Consider the following 16,043-nt stretch of genomic DNA (forward strand, 5'->3'; position numbering starts at 1 on the left):
CGCGCTCGCCTCCGTCCGCTCTTCCCGCTCTTCAGGTGGGTTACCCACTGGAAACAACGCGATCGGGGGACCCGAAGTTCCTTCGCGTGATCATCGCGCGGGTTACGCTCGGGAGGCGAATTGATCACGAGCGGAGGCGCCGATGCGAGGTCGCCAGATACGCCGGAGGACCCTGTTCGCCCTGGTCACGGCGGGCGCCGGGGCCATGGTCCTGCCCGGGGTCGCGCGCGCGGAGAACGTCCGGTCGATCGACGTCGGCGGCGCCCCGACCGGCATCGCGGTGAATCCGGTCACCGGGTTCGGGTACGTCACGGATCCGCAGGCCGGCACGGTGTCCGTCGTGGACCCGCAGAGCGCCACGGTCGGCGCGGTGGTCCGCGTGGGCGGCGAGCCCGGTGACGTCGTCGTCGACTCGGTTGCCAACCGCGTCTACGTCGCGAACCCGCCTGCCGGCACCGTCGTGGTGCTGGACGGCCGCACCCACGACCTGGTGAGCGTGATCGGCGCGGGTGCCGGCGCGGCCACCCTGGCGGTGGACGAGCAGGCCAACCGGGTCTACGCGGCCAGCGGCGGCACCGGCATGCTCGCCGTGCTCGACGGCGTCAGCTGCACCCTGGCGGCGCTCGTGCCCGGCCCGAAGCCGAGCCTGGGCGGCATCGCCGTCGACCCCGGCCGCAAGCTCGCCTACTGTGCCAGCACCGGCACGGACTCGGTCGAGGTGTTCGACATCGAGGCCGGGAAGTTCGTCGCGAGCGTGAAGGTCGGAGCCAAGCCGACGGCCGTCGCGGTGCACACCGCGAGCGGCACGGTGTACGTCGCGAACTCCGGCATCCACCACATGTCCATTGTGGACTCCTCGACGCGCACCGAGCGCAAGACCGTGTTGCTGCGCAGTGAATCCTCCGCGCTCGCCGTGCACCAGGGCACCAACACCGTCTACACCAACGGCGGCTCGAACGGGCTCAGCCGGATCGACGGCGCGACGGGCACGCTGTCGGGTGATCTTTCGCTGGGCGTCAACCCCGGCGACGTCGCCGTCGACCAGCGCACGCGCACGGTGTTCGTCACGGATCCCTTGCACGGCAGGGTTTCCCTCATCCGGGATTTCTGAGTACCCAGCTGGGGTAACTCCAGGTATACGGTCGGAGACTATGAAACTCGGACTGCAGATCCCCGACTTCACCTGGCCGAACGGGGCGTCCGCACTGGGCGCCGACCTGGCCGCCGTCGTCCGCACGGCCGACCAGGCGGGCTTCGACTCCATCGCCGTGATGGACCACTTCTTCCAGATCGGCGGGGTCGGCCCCGTCGAGAACGACATGCTCGAGGCGTACACCACCCTCGGCTTCATCGCGGCGCACACCGAGCGCGCCAAGCTGCTGACCGTCGTCACCGGTGTCCTCTACCGCCACCCGGGCCTGCTGGCCAAGGCGATCACGACGCTGGACGTGCTCTCCGGCGGCCGCGCGATCCTCGGCGTCGGCGCGGGCTGGAACGAGGAGGAGTCGAAGGGGCTCGGCTTCCCCTTCCCGCCGGTGAAGGAGCGCTTCGAGCTGCTGGAGGAGAACCTCCAGTACATCCTGCAGATGTGGGCCGAGGGTGACGCGCCGTTCAAGAGCGCGCACTTCGACGCTTCGCGGCTCCTGAACGTGCCGCAGGTGCTCTCGAGCCCGCGTCCGCCGATCATGATCGGCGGCGGTGGCGAGAAGAAGACGCTGCGCTTCGTCGCGAAGTACGCCGACCAGTGCAACCTCTTCAACAGCCCGGAGCTGGAGCACAAGCTCGACGTCCTCAAGCAGCACTGCGAGACCGAGGGCCGCGACTACGACTCGATCACCAAGACCGTCTACCACATCCTCGACATCGGCGAAGACGGCGAGAAGACCGACGAGCTGCTGAAGGAACTGGAGCGGCTGAACGGGCTCGGCATCGAGGTCGCCCTCGGCATGGTCCCGCACGTGCACAACCAGGCGGTGCTCGAGAAGTTCGGCACCGACGTCATCCCGGCCGCGGAGAACATCGGATGAAACTAGGTCTCCACCTCGCCCAGCAGACGTACCCGAACGGCCCGGCTGCCCTGGGCGCCGACCTGGCCGCGACAGCCCGAGCGGCCGACGAAGCCGGCTTCGGCTACCTGTCGGTGATGGACCACTTCTTCCAGATCTCGCGCTACGGCCCGCCCGAGCACGAGATGCTGGAGGCGTACACCACCCTCGGCTTCCTGGCGGCGCACACGTCACAGGTGAAGCTGTTGACGCTGGTCAGCGGCGTGATCTACCGCCACCCGGGCCTGCTCGCGAAGGCGATCACGACGCTGGACGTGCTCTCCGGCGGCCGCGCCGTGCTCGGCCTCGGCGCGGGCTGGAACGAGGAGGAAGCGCGCGGCCTCGGCATGCGCTACCCGTCCACGAAGGAGCGCTTCGAGCAGCTGGAAGACGCGCTGAAGTACGTCCACCAGATGTGGTCATCGGACGATTCGGGCTTCTCGGGCACCCACGTGACGGCGGAGCGCCTGCTGAACGTCCCGCAGGCGCTGTCCCGCCCCCACCCCCCGATCATGATCGGCGGAGGCGGCGAAAAGAAGACCCTGCGCTTCGTCGCGAAGTACGGCGACGCCTGCAACCTGATCGCCGGGCCGGACCTGGAGCACAAGCTCTCGGTGCTCCGCGAGCATTGCGAAGCGGAGGGCCGCGACTACAGCGAGATCACCAAGACGGTGGCGCTGTGGCTGGACACGGGCACGGACGGCTCGTCGACCGGGGCGCTTCTGGAGGAGCTGGAGCGCCTGTCCGGCCTGGGCATCGACGCGGTGCTGGGCTGGGTCCCGGGCGTGCCGGACCTGTCGGTGATCGAGCGCTTCGCCACGGACGTGATCCCGGTGGCGAACAAGCTCTGACCTGGGCGGTTGCCTCGCGAGCGACTCTCGCGAGGCACCCCCTCACGTCAAATCGAGCCGATACTGCAGGTCGTAGGTGGCGAACATCGAATAGTCCCCCGCCTTCTCCAACTCGGCGTAGACCCTTCGCAGGACCACCTGAGCGGCGGCGACGTCCCGGCTGAGACTCCGGAAGCGAAGCATGAAGGGATGGCTGCTCAAGGGCATGTCGTCATCGTCTTCGTACCCGTGGCCGACGAACAGTTCCACCATGACGTCATCGCGCGATCCGGCATATGCCTCATCTTCGTACGCCGGCTCCCGCAGAAGCGGCGTCCTGACCGCAGCGGAGACATCGTCGACAACGGACTGAGTGGTCCGGGTCGTCAAGGGCCGCAGAAAGATCTCGACGTGGGTGGCCATCAGCTGGGCATCTCCTGATCACTGCGTGTCACGGGCCGACCATCACTGTGCGTTACCCTCCCGGTGATCGAAACTCCTGGTCAGCCGTCCTTGGCGAAGCGCCGGGTCAACGCCGCGACGCCGATGCCGGCCACCGCCAGCACGATCCCGGCCACCACCCAGCCCACCAGGGCCAGCACCACGCCGGTCGCCGCGAACAGGGCGAACTCCACCAGGAAACGGGCCGGTTCCGGGAGCCGGCGCGGGGCGCGCGGGGCGATGAACAGGCCCCAGATCGCGGCCGCCACCACCGGCAGCAGGATCGCGTCGACGATCGCCAGCGCCAGGCCGCCGCCGAGCTGGGTGCCCGCCAGGGCCAAGCCGCCCAAGAGCGCCAGTTCCGTCAGGAAACGGACCGTCAGCACCACGCCCGCGATCCCGCTCAGGCGGGGAGTCGGCTCCGAAGTCATCGGGCCAGCGTAGGGCCCAGGTCCACTGTGGACGTTACGGATCCGGGCCGGCACTATCCGTGATCTGCACCACAGGTCACCTGCTTGGCGTGGTGATGTTGCGGTTCCGAATCGGTCCACCTGACCGGCACGCGTCGCTGTAACGACCTTCCACCGCTGCTCGACGTGTCTAACGCATATCGCGACCGCGAGTCCAAGGAGCCTGGTAGATGACCACATGTCGACTCTGCGGTTCGACAAACACGGCCAGCGTCGTGGACCTCGGCGCGACTCCCCCGTGTGAGCGATTTTTGACCGCCGAACAGCTCGACGAGCCGGAAGCCACCTTCCCGCTGCACCTCATCGTGTGCACCGAGTGCTGGCTGGCGCAGATCCCGCCGCTGATCGACCCGGACGACACCTTCACCGAGTACGCCTACTTCTCGTCGTTCTCGACGTCGTGGGTCGAGCACGCGAAGCGGTTCGTCGACGGCTCGGTCGAGCGGCTCGGGCTGGACGAGAAGTCGTTCGTCGTCGAGGTCGCCAGCAACGACGGCTACCTGCTCAAGCACGTCGTCGGGCACGGGATCCGGTGTCTGGGTGTCGAACCTTCGGTGAACGTCGGGCAGGCGGCGCGCGACGCCGGCGTGCCCACCCTGACCGCCTTCCTCTCCGAGGAAACCGGCCGTCAGGTGCGTGAGGAGCACGTGCCGGCCGACCTGGTCGCCGCCAACAACGTCTACGCGCACATCCCCGACGTCCTGGGCTTCACCAAGGGCCTGCGCGCCCTGGTCGCGGACGACGGCTGGGTCTCCATCGAGGTCCAGCACCTGCTCACGCTGATCGAAAAGAACCAGTACGACACGATCTACCACGAGCACTTCCAGTACTACACGGTCGAATCCGCCCGCCGCGCGCTGGCGACCGGCGGGCTGACCGTGGTCGACGTCGAACTCGTGCCGACGCACGGCGGGTCGATCCGGCTCTGGGCGCGTCCCGACGAGGTCGCGGGCGAGCCGAGCGAGCGGATGACCGACGTCCTGGAGCGCGAAAAGGCCGCCGGGCTGCACGAGCTGTCCGGGTACACCGAGTTCGCCGAGCGCGTCACCCGCGTGCGGCTGGACCTGCTGAAGTTCCTCATCGAGGCGCGCAACGACGGGAAGACCGTCGTCGGCTACGGCGCCCCGGGCAAGGGCAACACCCTGCTGAACCACTGCGGGATCCGGACGGACCTGCTGAGCTACACCGTCGATCGCAATCCGTACAAGCACGGCCGTTTCACGCCGGGCACGCGCATTCCGGTGCTGCCCCCGGAACGGATCGAAGCCGATCGGCCCGACTACGTGCTCGTCCTCCCGTGGAACCTCCGGGAGGAACTGACCGAACAGCTGTCGTTCGTGGGTGCCTGGGGCGGAAAGCTCGTGTTCCCCATCCCCCGCCTGGAAATCGTCGAGGTGTCTTGAAGTGAAGGTCGTACTCTTCTGCGGTGGTTACGGGATGCGGATGCGCAACGGCGCGGCCGACGACGTCCCGAAGCCGATGGCGATGGTCGGTCCGAGACCGCTCATCTGGCACGTCATGCGGTATTACGCGCACTTCGGGCACACGGAGTTCATCCTGTGCCTCGGCTACGGCGCGGCGCACATCAAGAACTTCTTCCTGAACTACCAGGAAACCATTTCCAACGATTTCATCCTGCGCAACGGTCAGCCGGAACTGCTCTCGACCGACATCGCCGACTGGACGATCACCTTCGTGCAGACCGGGATCGAGTCGCCGATCGGTGAGCGCCTGCGCCGCGTCCGCGACTACCTCGACGGTGACGAGATGTTCCTCGCGAACTACGCCGACGTCCTGTCCGACGCACCGCTGCCCGACATGATCGAGCGGTTCGAGAACACCGACGCCGGCGCGTCGATGATGGTCGTGCCGCCGCAGTCGTCGTTCCACTGCGTCGAGATGAACGAGGGCGGCATGGTCGGCGCGATCACCGCCGTCAGCGAGATGCCGCTCTGGGAGAACGGCGGGTACTTCGTGCTCCGCCAGGAGGTCTTCGACCACATCCCGGAGAACGGCGACCTGGTCGCCGACGGCTGCGGCGAGCTGGCCAAGCGCGGCCGCCTGCTGGCCTACCCGTACCGCGGGTTCTGGAAGCCGACCGACACGGTCAAGGAGCGCGCGGCGCTCGACGACGCGTACACGCACGGTAAGAAGCCCTGGGCGCTCTGGGAGCAGCCCGCCGCGAGCACCGCGTGATCGGGCTCCGGCCGGGAAGGCTCGGCGGTGTCGTCGCCCTCGGCGCGCACTGCGACGACATCGCGATCGGCGCCGGCGGCACGCTGCTGACGATGTGCCAGTCGCGGCCCGGCCTGCGGGTCGACGCGCTGGTCCTCTCCGGCGGCGGCACGCCCCGCGAGGACGAGGAGCGCGCGGCGCTGGCGGCGTTCTGCCCCGGCGCGCAGGTCGACGTCACGGTGCTGAAACTCCCGGACGGCCGGTTCCCGGCGCACTGGGAAGAGGCCAAGAACGCGCTGGAGGAGCTGCGGCGCCGGACCGACCCGGACGTCATCCTGGCGCCGCGCACCGACGACGCGCACCAGGACCACCGCGGGCTCGCGAAGCTGGTGCCGACGGCGTTCCGCGACCACCTGGCGCTGGGCTACGAGATCGTCAAGTGGGACGGCGACCTCGGCGCGCCGTCGGTCTACCAGCCGCTCGACGACGACGTCGCCGAGGAAAAGGTCCGGCTGCTGCAGACGCACTACGCGTCCCAGCGGCACCGTGGCTGGTACGACCGGGAGGCCTTCCTCGGCCTGGCCCGGATCCGCGGGATCGAAGCGGCCGCGAAGTACGCCGAAGCGTTTTTCGTCAAGAAACTCACTCTCGACCTGAAGGGCTGAATTCGATGCGGGTGTTGCTGACGGGGCACAAGGGCTACCTGGGCACGGTGATGGCCCCGGTGCTCGCCGCGGCCGGCCACGAGGTCGTCGGCCTCGACTCCGGGCTGTTCGAGCAGTGCCTGCTCGGGCCCGCGCCGGCCGACCCGGGCGGCTACGCGGTCGACCTGCGCGACGTCACGGCCAAGCACGTGTCCGACGTCGACGCGGTGATCCACCTGGCCGCGCTGTCGAACGACCCGCTCGGCTCGCTCGCGCCCGAGCTGACCTACGACATCAACCACCACGCGTCGGTGAAGCTCGCGAAGCTGGCCAAGGACGCCGGCGTCAGCCGCTACCTCTACGCGTCGACCTGCTCGGTGTACGGCGCGGGCGGCGACAACCTGGTCGACGAGGACGCGCCGCTGAAGCCGGTGACGCCGTACGCCGAGTCGAAGGTCCGCGTCGAGGCCGACGTCCACGAGCTCGCCGACGACGACTTCACCCCGGTCTACATGCGCAACGCGACGGCGTTCGGCTACTCGCCCCGCCTGCGCGGCGACATCGTGCTGAACAACCTCACCGCGCACGCGCACCTGTCCGGCGAGGTGCTGGTGCTGTCCGACGGCACGCCGTGGCGGCCGCTGGTGCACGCCCAGGACATCGCGCGCGCGTTCACCGCCGCGCTGACGGCGCCCAAGGAGGCCGTGCACAACAAGGCCTTCAACATCGGCACCGAGGACAACAACGTCACCGTCGCCGAGATCGCCCAGGAGGTCGTCGAGGCCGTGCCGGGCTCGACGCTGAACATCACCGGCGAGGCCGGCGCCGACCCGCGCTCCTACCGCGTCGACTTCTCCCGCTTCCGCGAGGCCATCCCGGGCTTCGCCTGCGAGTGGTCGGTCAAGGACGGCGCCGTCGAACTGATCGAGGCCTACCGGAAGTTCGGCCTGACCAGGGAATCGTTCGACAAGCTGTTCACCAGGCTCGCCTGGCTGCGCAGCGAGGGCGAAGCCGGCCGCGTCGACGACACCCTGCGGCGGCACTAGTGCCGGGCTCGCGGCTGCGGTCGGGGGCGGAGCTGCACGCCCTGGTCGAACGGCTGTACCCGATCTGCCGCAGCATCACCGGCGACGGCGTGCGGCAGACCCTGGACGTCATCGGCGAGCACATCGCGCTCGATCGGCACGAGGTCCCGACCGGCACGCAGGTGCTGGACTGGACGATCCCGCAGGAGTGGAACATCCGCGACGCCTACGTCGCCGCGCCTTCCGGTGAGCGGGTAATCGACTTCCGGGAGTCGAACCTGCACGTCGTCGGGTACAGCGTCCCGGTGTCCGAGCGGATGCCGCTGAGCGAGCTGCGGGAGCACCTGCACACGCTGCCGGACCAGCCGTCGTGGGTGCCGTACCGGACCAGCTACTACGCCCCGGCCTGGGGATTCTGCCTCGCGCAGGAGAAGCTGGACGCGCTGCCCGACGGCGACTACGACGTCGTCGTCGACTCGACACTGGCCGACGGCTCGCTCACCTACGGCGAACACGTCGTCCCGGGGCGCGTCACCGACGAGGTCATCGTCTCCTGCCACGTGTGCCACCCGTCGCTGGCCAACGACAACCTCGCCGGCATCGCCGTCGCGATCTCCCTGGCCCAGCAGCTGGCCGAGTCGCAGCCGCACTACACGTACCGGTTCCTGTTCATGCCGGGCACGATCGGCTCGATCACCTGGCTGGCCCGCAACTCCGACCGGATCGACAAGGTCAAGCACGGGCTGGTGCTGGCGTGCGCGGGTGACCCGGGCCCGCTGACGTACAAGAAGTCCCGCCGCGACGACGCCGAGATCGACCGCGTCGTGCAGCACGTCCTCCGCTCGCGCGAGCACAAGGTGGTCGACTTCTCGCCGTACGGCTACGACGAGCGCCAGTTCTGCTCGCCGGGCTTCAACCTCGGCGTCGGGTCCCTGACGCGCACGCCGTACGCGGGCTACCCGGAGTACCACACCTCCGCCGACAACCCGGGTTTCGTCTCCCCGGCCGCCATGGAAGACACGCTCGGCGCGCTGCTCGACGCCGTCGGCGTCCTGGACCGCAACCGCCGGTACGTCAACCTCAGCCCGTACGGCGAGCCCCAGCTGGGCAAGCGCGGGCTGTACAGCTCGCTCGGCGGCCGCAGCGACGCCAAGGAAGCCCAGATGGCCATGCTCTGGGTGCTTAACCTGTCCGACGGCGACCACTCGCTCCTCGACATCGCCGAACGGGCCGGGCTGCCGTTCGACATCGTCGACGTCGCGGCGCGTGCCCTGCACGACGCCGGCCTGGTCAAGGAGTGAACGACGTGGCCAACCATCGCCGTGCCCCCGGCTCGCTGCTCCGGAACGGCGCCGTGCGCGCCATGGCCGGACGGCTGAGCTGGGGACTCGGCGACCAGGCGGTGTCGAGCCTGACCAACTTCGCCGTCGGCCTGTACGTCGCCCGTTCGCTCGGGACGTTCGCCTTCGGCATCTTCAGCCTCGCCTGGGTGACGTACGGCGTGGTGCTGAACGTCTCGCGCGGCCTGGCCACCGACCCGCTGATGGTGCGCTTCAGCGCCGTCTCGCAGGACCGCTGGCGCTCCGGCGTCGCGAGCGCGTCCGGCACCGCGATCGGTGTCGGCTGCGTGACCGGCGTGATCAGCCTCGTCGCCGGATGGGCCGCGGGCGGTCCGCTGGGCAGCGCGTTCGTCGCGCTCGCCGTGGTGCTGCCCGGGCTGCTGCTGCAGGACGCCTGGCGCTTCGCGTTCTTCGCCAAGGGCGAGGGCAAGAAGGCGTTCATCAACGACTGCGTCTGGGGCGTGGCCCTGCTGCCGGCGCTGTTCATCGCCGCCCAGGTCCACACCGTCGTCGCGTTCGTGCTGGCCTGGGGCATCTCCGGCGCGGTCGCGGCCCTGTTCGGCTGGTTCCAGACCGGCATCCTCCCGCACCCCCGCGAAGCGCTGGGGTGGTTCCGGCAGCAACGCGACCTGAGTGTCCGCTACCTCGTCGAGAACGTCAGCAACAGCGGCGCGTCCCAGCTGCGCGCGTACGGCCTCGGCGCGATCGCCGGCATCACGGCCGTCGGCGCGGTCCGCGGCGCCGAGCAGCTGCTCGGCCCGTTCCTGGCCCTGCTCATGGGGCTGTCCCTGGTCACCGTCGCCGAGGGCGCGCGGGTGCTTCAGCGGGCGCCGCACCGGCTGAAGCACTTCTGCGTGATCCTCGGCGGCGGCCAAGCCGGCGCCGCCCTGTGCTGGGGCCTCGGGCTGCTGCTCCTGGTCCCCGACTCGGCCGGCCGCTGGGTGATGGGCTCGGTGTGGGACTCGTCGTCCCCGCTGATCCTGCCGGTCACCCTCGCCGTGGTCGGCGCGAGCTTCGCGACCGGCGCCGCTGCCGGCCTCCGTGCCCTCGGTGCCGCCCCGCGGAGCCTGCGGTCGCAGCTGATCGCCTCCCTCTTCTACGTCACGTTCGGCATCACCGGAGCCTTCCTGGGTGGCGCGGCCGGATCCGCCTGGGGCGTCGCGACCGCGACGCTCACCGGATCCGTCGTCTGGTGGTGGCAGCTGCGGCTCGGGCTCCGCGAGTACGTGCCGCCGGTCCTGGACGACGCCGGGGCCAACGAGACCACGATCGTCTTCGCGCCGATCAAGGAGACGATCAACGAAACCACCGTGGTCTTCGCCCCGATCCAAGAGCCGATCAAGGAATGAGGACTCCATGACCACCGTCCCGCGGCTGAGCCTCGGCCTTCCGGTGTACAACGGCGAGGAGTACCTCGCCGAGTCACTGGACGCGCTGCTCGGCCAGACCTACGAGGACTACGAGCTGATCATCTCGGACAACGCGTCCACCGACGCGACCGACGAGATCTGCCGCCGCTACGCCGAGAAGGACTCGCGGATCCGCTACGTCCGCCAGCCGAAGAACATCGGCGCGACGCCGAACCACAACTTCGTGTTCGACGTGTCCCGCACCGAACTCTTCAAGTGGGTCTCCCACGACGACCTCTACGCCCGCGACCTCCTCAAGCGCTGCATCGAGGCGCTCGACGAACGCCCGGACGTCATCCTCGCCCACTGCGACCAGGCCATCATCGACGGCGACGGCCGCATCGTCCAGCCGCTCCAGTACACGCTGAACACCGGCTCCCGGCACGCCCCGGACCGCTTCCGCAGCATCCTGTTCGAGCCCGGCGGCGACGACTTCTACGGCGTCATCCGCGCCGACGTCCTCCGCCGCGTCAAGCCGCTCGACAGCTACCACCACGCCGACCGCACGTACTCGGCCGAGATGGCCCTCCACGGCCCCTTCTACCAGGTACCCGAGCTGCTCTACTTCCGCCGCGACCACCCGGGCCGCGCGGAGCGGGCCAACCCGACCATCCGGAGCCGGTGCGCCAACCTCGACCCGCGGCGCGCGGACCGGCTCCGGAATCCCACCGTCCGCCTGGTCGGCGAGTACATCGTCGGGTTCGCCGACCTGATCCGGCGGGCCCCGATCTCGGGCGCCGACAAGCGCGAGTGCTTCCGGCACCTCGGCAGCTGGCTGACCGACCGCGCGCGCTCCGGCCACGGCGAGCGCGTCGAGGACCGCGCGCCGACCGCCTCCGACGTCGCCACCGTCAACGAGATCGTCGCCGGCCGGGAAGGCAGGCTCGCGTGAAGCGTGCCCCACGCGTCGGCGTGTTCGGCCTGCTCGGCTCGGGGAACCTCGGCAACGACGGTTCCCTCGAGGCCGTGCTCGGCTACCTGCGCGCCGAATACCCGGACGCGGTGCTGAGTGCCCTGGTGGGCGGCCCGGAGATCGTCCGCGAGCGGTACGGCCTCGACACCACGCCACTGCACTGGAACCAGTCCGAGTACGAGACGGCGTCCGGCCTCCGGTCGATCGTCCTCAAGGGACTCGGCAAGCTGGTCGACATCGGCCGCACGGCCGCCTGGGTCCGCAAGCAGGACGTCGTGATCGTGCCCGGCATGGGCGTCCTCGAAGCGACGCTTCCGTTGCGCCCCTGGGGTTTTCCGTATTCGCTGTTCCTCCTCTCTGCCACGGGAAAGCTCTTCGGGACGAAGGTGGCGCTGGTCAGCGTCGGCGCCAACGAGATCAGCGCGCGGGCCACCCGGACGCTGGTCCGCTGGGTCGGCCGGCTCGCGGCCTACCGCTCCTACCGGGACGACATCTCCCGCGACGCGATGCGCGCCATGGGCGTCGACACCAGCCGCGACCAGGTGTACCCGGACCTCGCGTTCTCCCTCCCCACACCCGACGGCGACGGCAAGCCGGGCACCGTCGGCGTCGGCGTGATGGCCTACTACGGCGGCAACGACGACCGCGCCGAAGCCGACCGGATCTACCGCCACTACGTCGACACGATGCACCGTTTTGTCGCTTGGCTCGTTGACCAGGACAGACCGGTCCGGCTGTTCATCGGCGACCAGATCGACCGGCAGGTCGTCGACGAGATCATCGAGAAGACCGCTTCCCCGCTGGTGACGGCGGCCTCGGCGGAGACCCTGGACGAGCTGATGCACGAGATGGCCGCGGTGGACCGCGTGGTGGCGACGCGCTACCACAACGTGCTCTGCGCCCTGAAGGTCGCGAAACCGACCGTGGCGATCGGGTACGCGCCGAAGAACGACGTCCTCATGGCGGAGATGGGGCTCGGCGGTTTCACCCAGCGGGCGAAGACCGTCGACTTCGACCGTCTCGTCGAGCAGTTCACCGAACTCGAGAACCGTTCGGCCGAACTGCGCCAGACGCTGCTGGAACGGAACGAGATGAACGCGCAACGTCTCAAGGACCAGTTCGCCGCCCTTTCGGCGGCCCTCTTCGGGGGTGGGCGATGAAGGCCATTCCGGTACCCGAAATCGAGGGCGTGTACCTGTTCGAACCGGCACCCCACGTCGACGAGCGCGGCTTCTTCAGCCGCACCTTCGACCGCGAGGTCGTCGCGTCGGCCGGGATCGACCCGGACGGCTTCGCCCAGGACAGTCTTTCCCGCTCCCGCAAGGGAGTCGTGCGCGGGATGCACCTGCGCGGCGGGGCCGGCGAATCGAAGCTCGTGCGCTGTTCCCACGGCGCGATCTTCGACGTCGTGGTGGACCTCCGACCGGATTCCCCGACATTCCGAAATATCAAGACGTTCGAACTTTCGGGTGAGACGCAGGTTTCCGTGTACATCCCCGCGGGGTGCGCGCACGGATTCCAGTCACTCACCGATCCCTCCGACGTCTCGTACCGTATCGATCGGGCGCACAACCCGAACGAAGACATTACGATTTCGTACAAAGACCCTGAATTGGACATTTCCTGGCCACTGTCAGTCACACTGGTGAGTGACCGAGACGAACGTGCGCCGTCTCTCGGAGAGGCGTTGAAACCAACGAGGTGACCCCCATGGGAACGAACTTGCCCCGCTCCACGACGGCGAACGAGCGGCTGCACCGGGTCATCCCGGGTGGTGCGCACACTTACGCCAAGGGCTCGGACCAGTATCCCTTCGAGATGGCCCCGGTCATCTCCCACGGCCGCGGCGGACACGTCTGGGACGTCGACGGCAACGAGTACATCGAGTACGGCGCCGGGCTGAGAGCGGTCAGCCTGGGCCACGCCCACCCCCGGGTCCTCGACGCCGTCCGCGGCGAACTGGACAAGGGCAGCAACTTCATCCGCCCGTCGATCATCGAGGCCGACGCCGCCGAGCGGTTCCTCGAGAACGTCCCGACGGCCGACATGGTGAAGTTCACCAAGAACGGCTCCGACGCCACCTCGGCCGCGGTGCGGCTGGCTCGCGCCGCGACCGGGCGCAAGCTCGTCGCGAAGTGCGCCGACCACGCCTTCTTCTCGACCGACGACTGGTTCATCGGTACCACGCCGATGAACGCGGGCATCCCGGACGAGACGACCGAGCAGACGGTGTCCTTCCCGTACGGCGACCTGCAGGCCGCGCAGGAGCTGTTGCAGGGCCACGACGGCGAGATCGCGTGCATGATCCTGGAGCCTGCCGCGGCGGTCGAACCGCCGCCGGGGTACCTGCAGGGCCTGCGGGAGCTCGCCACGCGCCACGGCGTCGTGCTCATCTTCGACGAGATGATCACCGGCTTCCGCTGGTCCGCCCACGGTGCGCAGGGCCTCTACGGCGTCACCCCGGACCTTTCGACGTTCGGCAAGGCGCTCGGCAACGGCTTCGCCGTCTCCGCCCTCGCGGGCAAGCGGGAGCTGATGGAGATCGGCGGCCTGCGTAGCGACCGGGAACGGGTGTTCCTGCTCTCGACCACCCACGGCGCCGAAACCCACTCCCTCGCCGCCGCGATGGCCGTCATGGACGTCTACCGCGACGAGGACGTCATCGGCCGCATGCACGCCCTCGGCGACCGGCTCGCCGCCGGCGTCCGCGAAGTCGCGGCCGGGATCGGCGTCGAGGACCACGTGGTCGTCCGCGGCCGGGCCAGCAACATGGTCTTCGGCACGCTCGACGAGGAAGGCAAGCCGTCGCAGCCGTACCGGACGCTGTTCCTGCGCGAGCTGATCTCCGGTGGGGTGCTCGGCCCGTCCTTCGTGGTCAGTGCCGCGCTCACCGAGGCGGACATCGACAAGACGATCGACGTGGTCGCCCAGGCCTGCACGGTCTACCGCAAGGCACTCGACGCCAACGACCCCACGCCGTGGACGGGCGGGCGGCCGGTGCAGCCGGTGTTCCGCAAGTACGCCTGACCCGAAGGGCCACGACCCGCCCGGTTCCCGGTCTCGACCGGGAACCGGGCGGTTCCGTTTCCACGGAAGCACGCCGGTTCGCCGCCCCGGGGAGCCGGATTCACTCCTTGGGTCCGATGAGGACACTGCAGGGTGACTGTTTTCCCGCCCGATCGTGCGTAGCGTCCTGCCATGGGCAGATCTCGTGCGTTCTTCGTTGGTGCTTGCTCGCTCTTGATCGCCGTGGCCTGCCCGGCGATCGCGAGGAGTGCCGACGAGCCAGGGCCGGTGTGCGATCACCAGCCCGCGGCGTACGAAGAAGCGCCCTCCGGGGCGGTCTCCGTCGATCCGGGCGTCGACGGGGACCTCTCGGCCAAGACGGCGGCGAACCCGCCCGGCACCACGTTCTGGCTCCGCCCCGGCACCCACACCCTCGGCACCGACGAGTTCGGCCAGGTCGCCCCGAAGGACGGTGACGTCTACCTCGGCGCCCCGGGCGCGGTCGTCGACGGCCGCGGCGTCAACCGCGCGGCGTTCACCCAGCGGGCCCGTGACGTCGAGATCAGGAACCTGACGATCCGCGGCTTCGCGGCGCTGCAGGACCAGGGCGTGGTCAACCACGACTCCGGTGACGGCTGGCTCATCGAGAACGCCACCATCGAAGACAACGCCGGCGCCGCCCTGATGGCCGGCGCGCGGCAGGTCGTGCGGCACAGCTGCCTGCGGAACAACGGCCAGTACGGGCTCAACGCGTACCAGGCCGGCGACGGCATCACCGGGCTCGTGCTGGAGGGCAACGAGATCACGGGCAACAACACCGGCGACTGGGAGACCAAGGTCCCGGGCTGCGGCTGCAGCGGCGGGGCCAAGTTCTGGGCCGTGAACGGCGCCGACGTCCGCGGCAACTGGGTCCACGGCAACCACGGCGCCGGCCTGTGGGCCGACACGAACAACAACGACTTCCTCGTCGAGGACAACCTCTTCGAGGCCAACGACGCCGAGGCACTGTTCTACGAGACGAGCTACAACCTGGTGCTGCGCGGCAACACCTTCCGCGGCAACAGCCTGGTTCAGGGCCGCGCGTTCGCGGCGCGCGGCGACAACTTCCCGGTGGCGACGGTGTACCTGTCGGAGTCGGGCGGCGAGCCACGAGTCCCGGCGCGGACGTCCGCCATCGACATCAGCGGGAACACGTTCGCCGACAACTGGGCCGGGATCACGCTGTGGGAGAACGCCGACCGCTTCTGCACCAGCCCGGCCAACACGTCTTCGGGCTACTGCACGAAGGTCGCTTCCCCGTCTTCGTGCTCGGCGGGCACCATCGCGAAGGCGCCGGCCTACGGCGACTGCCGCTGGAAGACGCAGCACGTGGAGGTTCACGGGAACACCTTCCGGTTCGATCCCGCACGGCTCGGGTGCACGAGTCTCTGCGGGCGGATGGCCCTGCTGTCGAACTACGGGACGTTTCCGGACTGGTCGCCCTACAAGGGAACCGTGGTCCAGGAAGCGATCACGTTCCACCAGGACAACCGGTGGCACGACAACTCCTACGCGGGGCCGTGGACCTTCGTCGCGCATGACACCTCCAAGACGGTCGATCCTGCGGGCTGGCGGGCGGACCCGTACTCGCAGGACGCGTGTTCTTCGTTCGACGGTGGGTCCGCCGGTTGCTGATCAGGACTGTGACAGCGGGGTCCGACACTTTTCTCCGGCAGTCTCGCCAGCAGTGACGCTTTCCCTTGGCG

Annotated in this window: 16 protein-coding genes; 14 read left to right on the forward strand and 2 right to left on the reverse strand. The window is 69.2% G+C overall.

Annotated features, from left to right (window positions below; genetic code table 11):
* The first annotated feature begins 142 nt into the window (after nt 1-142).
* Genes ACIOD2_RS18095 through ACIOD2_RS18105 form a run of 3 tightly spaced genes read left to right on the forward strand, consistent with a single transcriptional unit; the run spans nt 143 to nt 2,896 of the window.
* Nucleotides 143-1,111 (forward strand): hypothetical protein, encoded by a 969-nt coding sequence (locus ACIOD2_RS18095; RefSeq protein WP_400539146.1) that lies wholly within the window; start codon nt 143-145, stop codon nt 1,109-1,111.
* A 40-nt stretch (nt 1,112-1,151) separates the two neighbouring features.
* Nucleotides 1,152-2,027 carry an LLM class F420-dependent oxidoreductase gene (locus tag ACIOD2_RS18100; protein ID WP_400539148.1) on the forward strand — a complete coding sequence of 292 codons (876 nt, stop codon included), beginning with the start codon at nt 1,152-1,154 and terminating at the stop codon, nt 2,025-2,027.
* Complete coding sequence (locus ACIOD2_RS18105; RefSeq protein WP_400539150.1) at nt 2,024-2,896, forward strand: LLM class F420-dependent oxidoreductase; 873 nt, start codon at nt 2,024-2,026, stop codon at nt 2,894-2,896. Before ACIOD2_RS18100 ends, ACIOD2_RS18105 begins: the two co-directional genes overlap by 4 nt.
* Nucleotides 2,897-2,938: 42 nt before the next feature.
* Here the strand turns inward: ACIOD2_RS18105 and ACIOD2_RS18110 are convergent, their stop codons facing one another.
* Together ACIOD2_RS18110 and ACIOD2_RS18115 are read right to left on the reverse strand one after the other, a co-directional pair.
* Nucleotides 2,939-3,298, reverse strand: a complete 360-nt coding sequence (locus ACIOD2_RS18110) for a hypothetical protein (RefSeq protein WP_400539152.1) — start codon at nt 3,296-3,298, stop codon at nt 2,939-2,941.
* 80 nt (nt 3,299-3,378) lie between these two features.
* A complete protein-coding gene (locus tag ACIOD2_RS18115; RefSeq protein WP_400539154.1) occupies nt 3,379-3,747 on the reverse strand; it encodes a YrdB family protein in 369 nt (122 codons plus the stop codon).
* A 209-nt stretch (nt 3,748-3,956) separates the two neighbouring features.
* Between ACIOD2_RS18115 and ACIOD2_RS18120 the strand changes: the two genes are divergently transcribed.
* From ACIOD2_RS18120 to ACIOD2_RS18170, 11 genes are all read left to right on the forward strand, one after another.
* On the forward strand, nt 3,957-5,189 hold the full coding sequence (locus tag ACIOD2_RS18120) for a class I SAM-dependent methyltransferase (RefSeq protein WP_400539156.1): 1,233 nt from the start codon (nt 3,957-3,959) through the stop codon (nt 5,187-5,189).
* Between the two features lies 1 nt (nt 5,190).
* The gene (locus ACIOD2_RS18125; RefSeq protein WP_400539158.1) at nt 5,191-5,982 is read left to right on the forward strand and encodes a glucose-1-phosphate cytidylyltransferase; all 792 of its coding nucleotides are present in this window, start codon (nt 5,191-5,193) and stop codon (nt 5,980-5,982) included.
* A complete protein-coding gene (locus tag ACIOD2_RS18130; RefSeq protein WP_400539160.1) occupies nt 5,979-6,626 on the forward strand; it encodes a PIG-L deacetylase family protein in 648 nt (215 codons plus the stop codon). Before ACIOD2_RS18125 ends, ACIOD2_RS18130 begins: the two co-directional genes overlap by 4 nt.
* A 5-nt stretch (nt 6,627-6,631) precedes the next feature.
* Entirely contained in the window at nt 6,632-7,651 is a 1,020-nt protein-coding gene (locus ACIOD2_RS18135; RefSeq protein ID WP_400539162.1) for an NAD-dependent epimerase/dehydratase family protein, read from the forward strand.
* Nucleotides 7,651-8,931, forward strand: coding sequence for a DUF4910 domain-containing protein (locus ACIOD2_RS18140; protein WP_400539163.1), 1,281 nt, complete (start codon nt 7,651-7,653; stop codon nt 8,929-8,931). The genes ACIOD2_RS18135 and ACIOD2_RS18140 overlap by 1 nt, the downstream gene beginning before the upstream one ends.
* 5 nt (nt 8,932-8,936) lie before the next feature.
* Complete coding sequence (locus ACIOD2_RS18145) at nt 8,937-10,319, forward strand: hypothetical protein (RefSeq protein WP_400539164.1); 1,383 nt, start codon at nt 8,937-8,939, stop codon at nt 10,317-10,319.
* A gap of 7 nt (nt 10,320-10,326) precedes the next feature.
* Entirely contained in the window at nt 10,327-11,271 is a 945-nt protein-coding gene (locus tag ACIOD2_RS18150) for a glycosyltransferase family 2 protein (protein WP_400539165.1), read from the forward strand.
* Nucleotides 11,268-12,452, forward strand: a complete 1,185-nt coding sequence (locus ACIOD2_RS18155) for a polysaccharide pyruvyl transferase family protein (RefSeq protein ID WP_400539166.1) — start codon at nt 11,268-11,270, stop codon at nt 12,450-12,452. Before ACIOD2_RS18150 ends, ACIOD2_RS18155 begins: the two co-directional genes overlap by 4 nt.
* Nucleotides 12,449-12,997, forward strand: a complete 549-nt coding sequence (locus ACIOD2_RS18160; protein WP_400539167.1) for a dTDP-4-dehydrorhamnose 3,5-epimerase family protein — start codon at nt 12,449-12,451, stop codon at nt 12,995-12,997. Before ACIOD2_RS18155 ends, ACIOD2_RS18160 begins: the two co-directional genes overlap by 4 nt.
* Before the next feature lie 5 nt (nt 12,998-13,002).
* Nucleotides 13,003-14,319: a glutamate-1-semialdehyde 2,1-aminomutase gene (locus tag ACIOD2_RS18165; RefSeq protein WP_400539168.1), complete on the forward strand. Its 1,317-nt coding sequence runs from the start codon at nt 13,003-13,005 to the stop codon at nt 14,317-14,319.
* 171 nt (nt 14,320-14,490) lie between these two features.
* A complete protein-coding gene (locus ACIOD2_RS18170; protein ID WP_400539170.1) occupies nt 14,491-15,972 on the forward strand; it encodes a right-handed parallel beta-helix repeat-containing protein in 1,482 nt (493 codons plus the stop codon).
* The last annotated feature ends 71 nt before the right edge of the window (nt 15,973-16,043 follow it).

Source organism: Amycolatopsis sp. NPDC088138 (assembly GCF_044741685.1).
In the GTDB taxonomy this organism is placed as follows: domain Bacteria; phylum Actinomycetota; class Actinomycetes; order Mycobacteriales; family Pseudonocardiaceae; genus Amycolatopsis.

Coding starts and splice junctions, on each gene's coding strand:
- ACIOD2_RS18105 (WP_400539150.1), top strand. CDS start 2,024: ATGAAACTAGGTCTCCACCTCGCCCAGCAGACGTACCCGAACGGCCCG.
- ACIOD2_RS18110 (WP_400539152.1), bottom strand. CDS start 3,298: ATGGCCACCCACGTCGAGATCTTTCTGCGGCCCTTGACGACCCGGACC.
- ACIOD2_RS18120 (WP_400539156.1), top strand. CDS start 3,957: ATGACCACATGTCGACTCTGCGGTTCGACAAACACGGCCAGCGTCGTG.
- ACIOD2_RS18170 (WP_400539170.1), top strand. CDS start 14,491: ATGGGCAGATCTCGTGCGTTCTTCGTTGGTGCTTGCTCGCTCTTGATC.
- ACIOD2_RS18160 (WP_400539167.1), top strand. CDS start 12,449: ATGAAGGCCATTCCGGTACCCGAAATCGAGGGCGTGTACCTGTTCGAA.
- ACIOD2_RS18165 (WP_400539168.1), top strand. CDS start 13,003: ATGGGAACGAACTTGCCCCGCTCCACGACGGCGAACGAGCGGCTGCAC.
- ACIOD2_RS18095 (WP_400539146.1), top strand. CDS start 143: ATGCGAGGTCGCCAGATACGCCGGAGGACCCTGTTCGCCCTGGTCACG.
- ACIOD2_RS18135 (WP_400539162.1), top strand. CDS start 6,632: ATGCGGGTGTTGCTGACGGGGCACAAGGGCTACCTGGGCACGGTGATG.
- ACIOD2_RS18100 (WP_400539148.1), top strand. CDS start 1,152: ATGAAACTCGGACTGCAGATCCCCGACTTCACCTGGCCGAACGGGGCG.
- ACIOD2_RS18115 (WP_400539154.1), bottom strand. CDS start 3,747: ATGACTTCGGAGCCGACTCCCCGCCTGAGCGGGATCGCGGGCGTGGTG.
- ACIOD2_RS18150 (WP_400539165.1), top strand. CDS start 10,327: ATGACCACCGTCCCGCGGCTGAGCCTCGGCCTTCCGGTGTACAACGGC.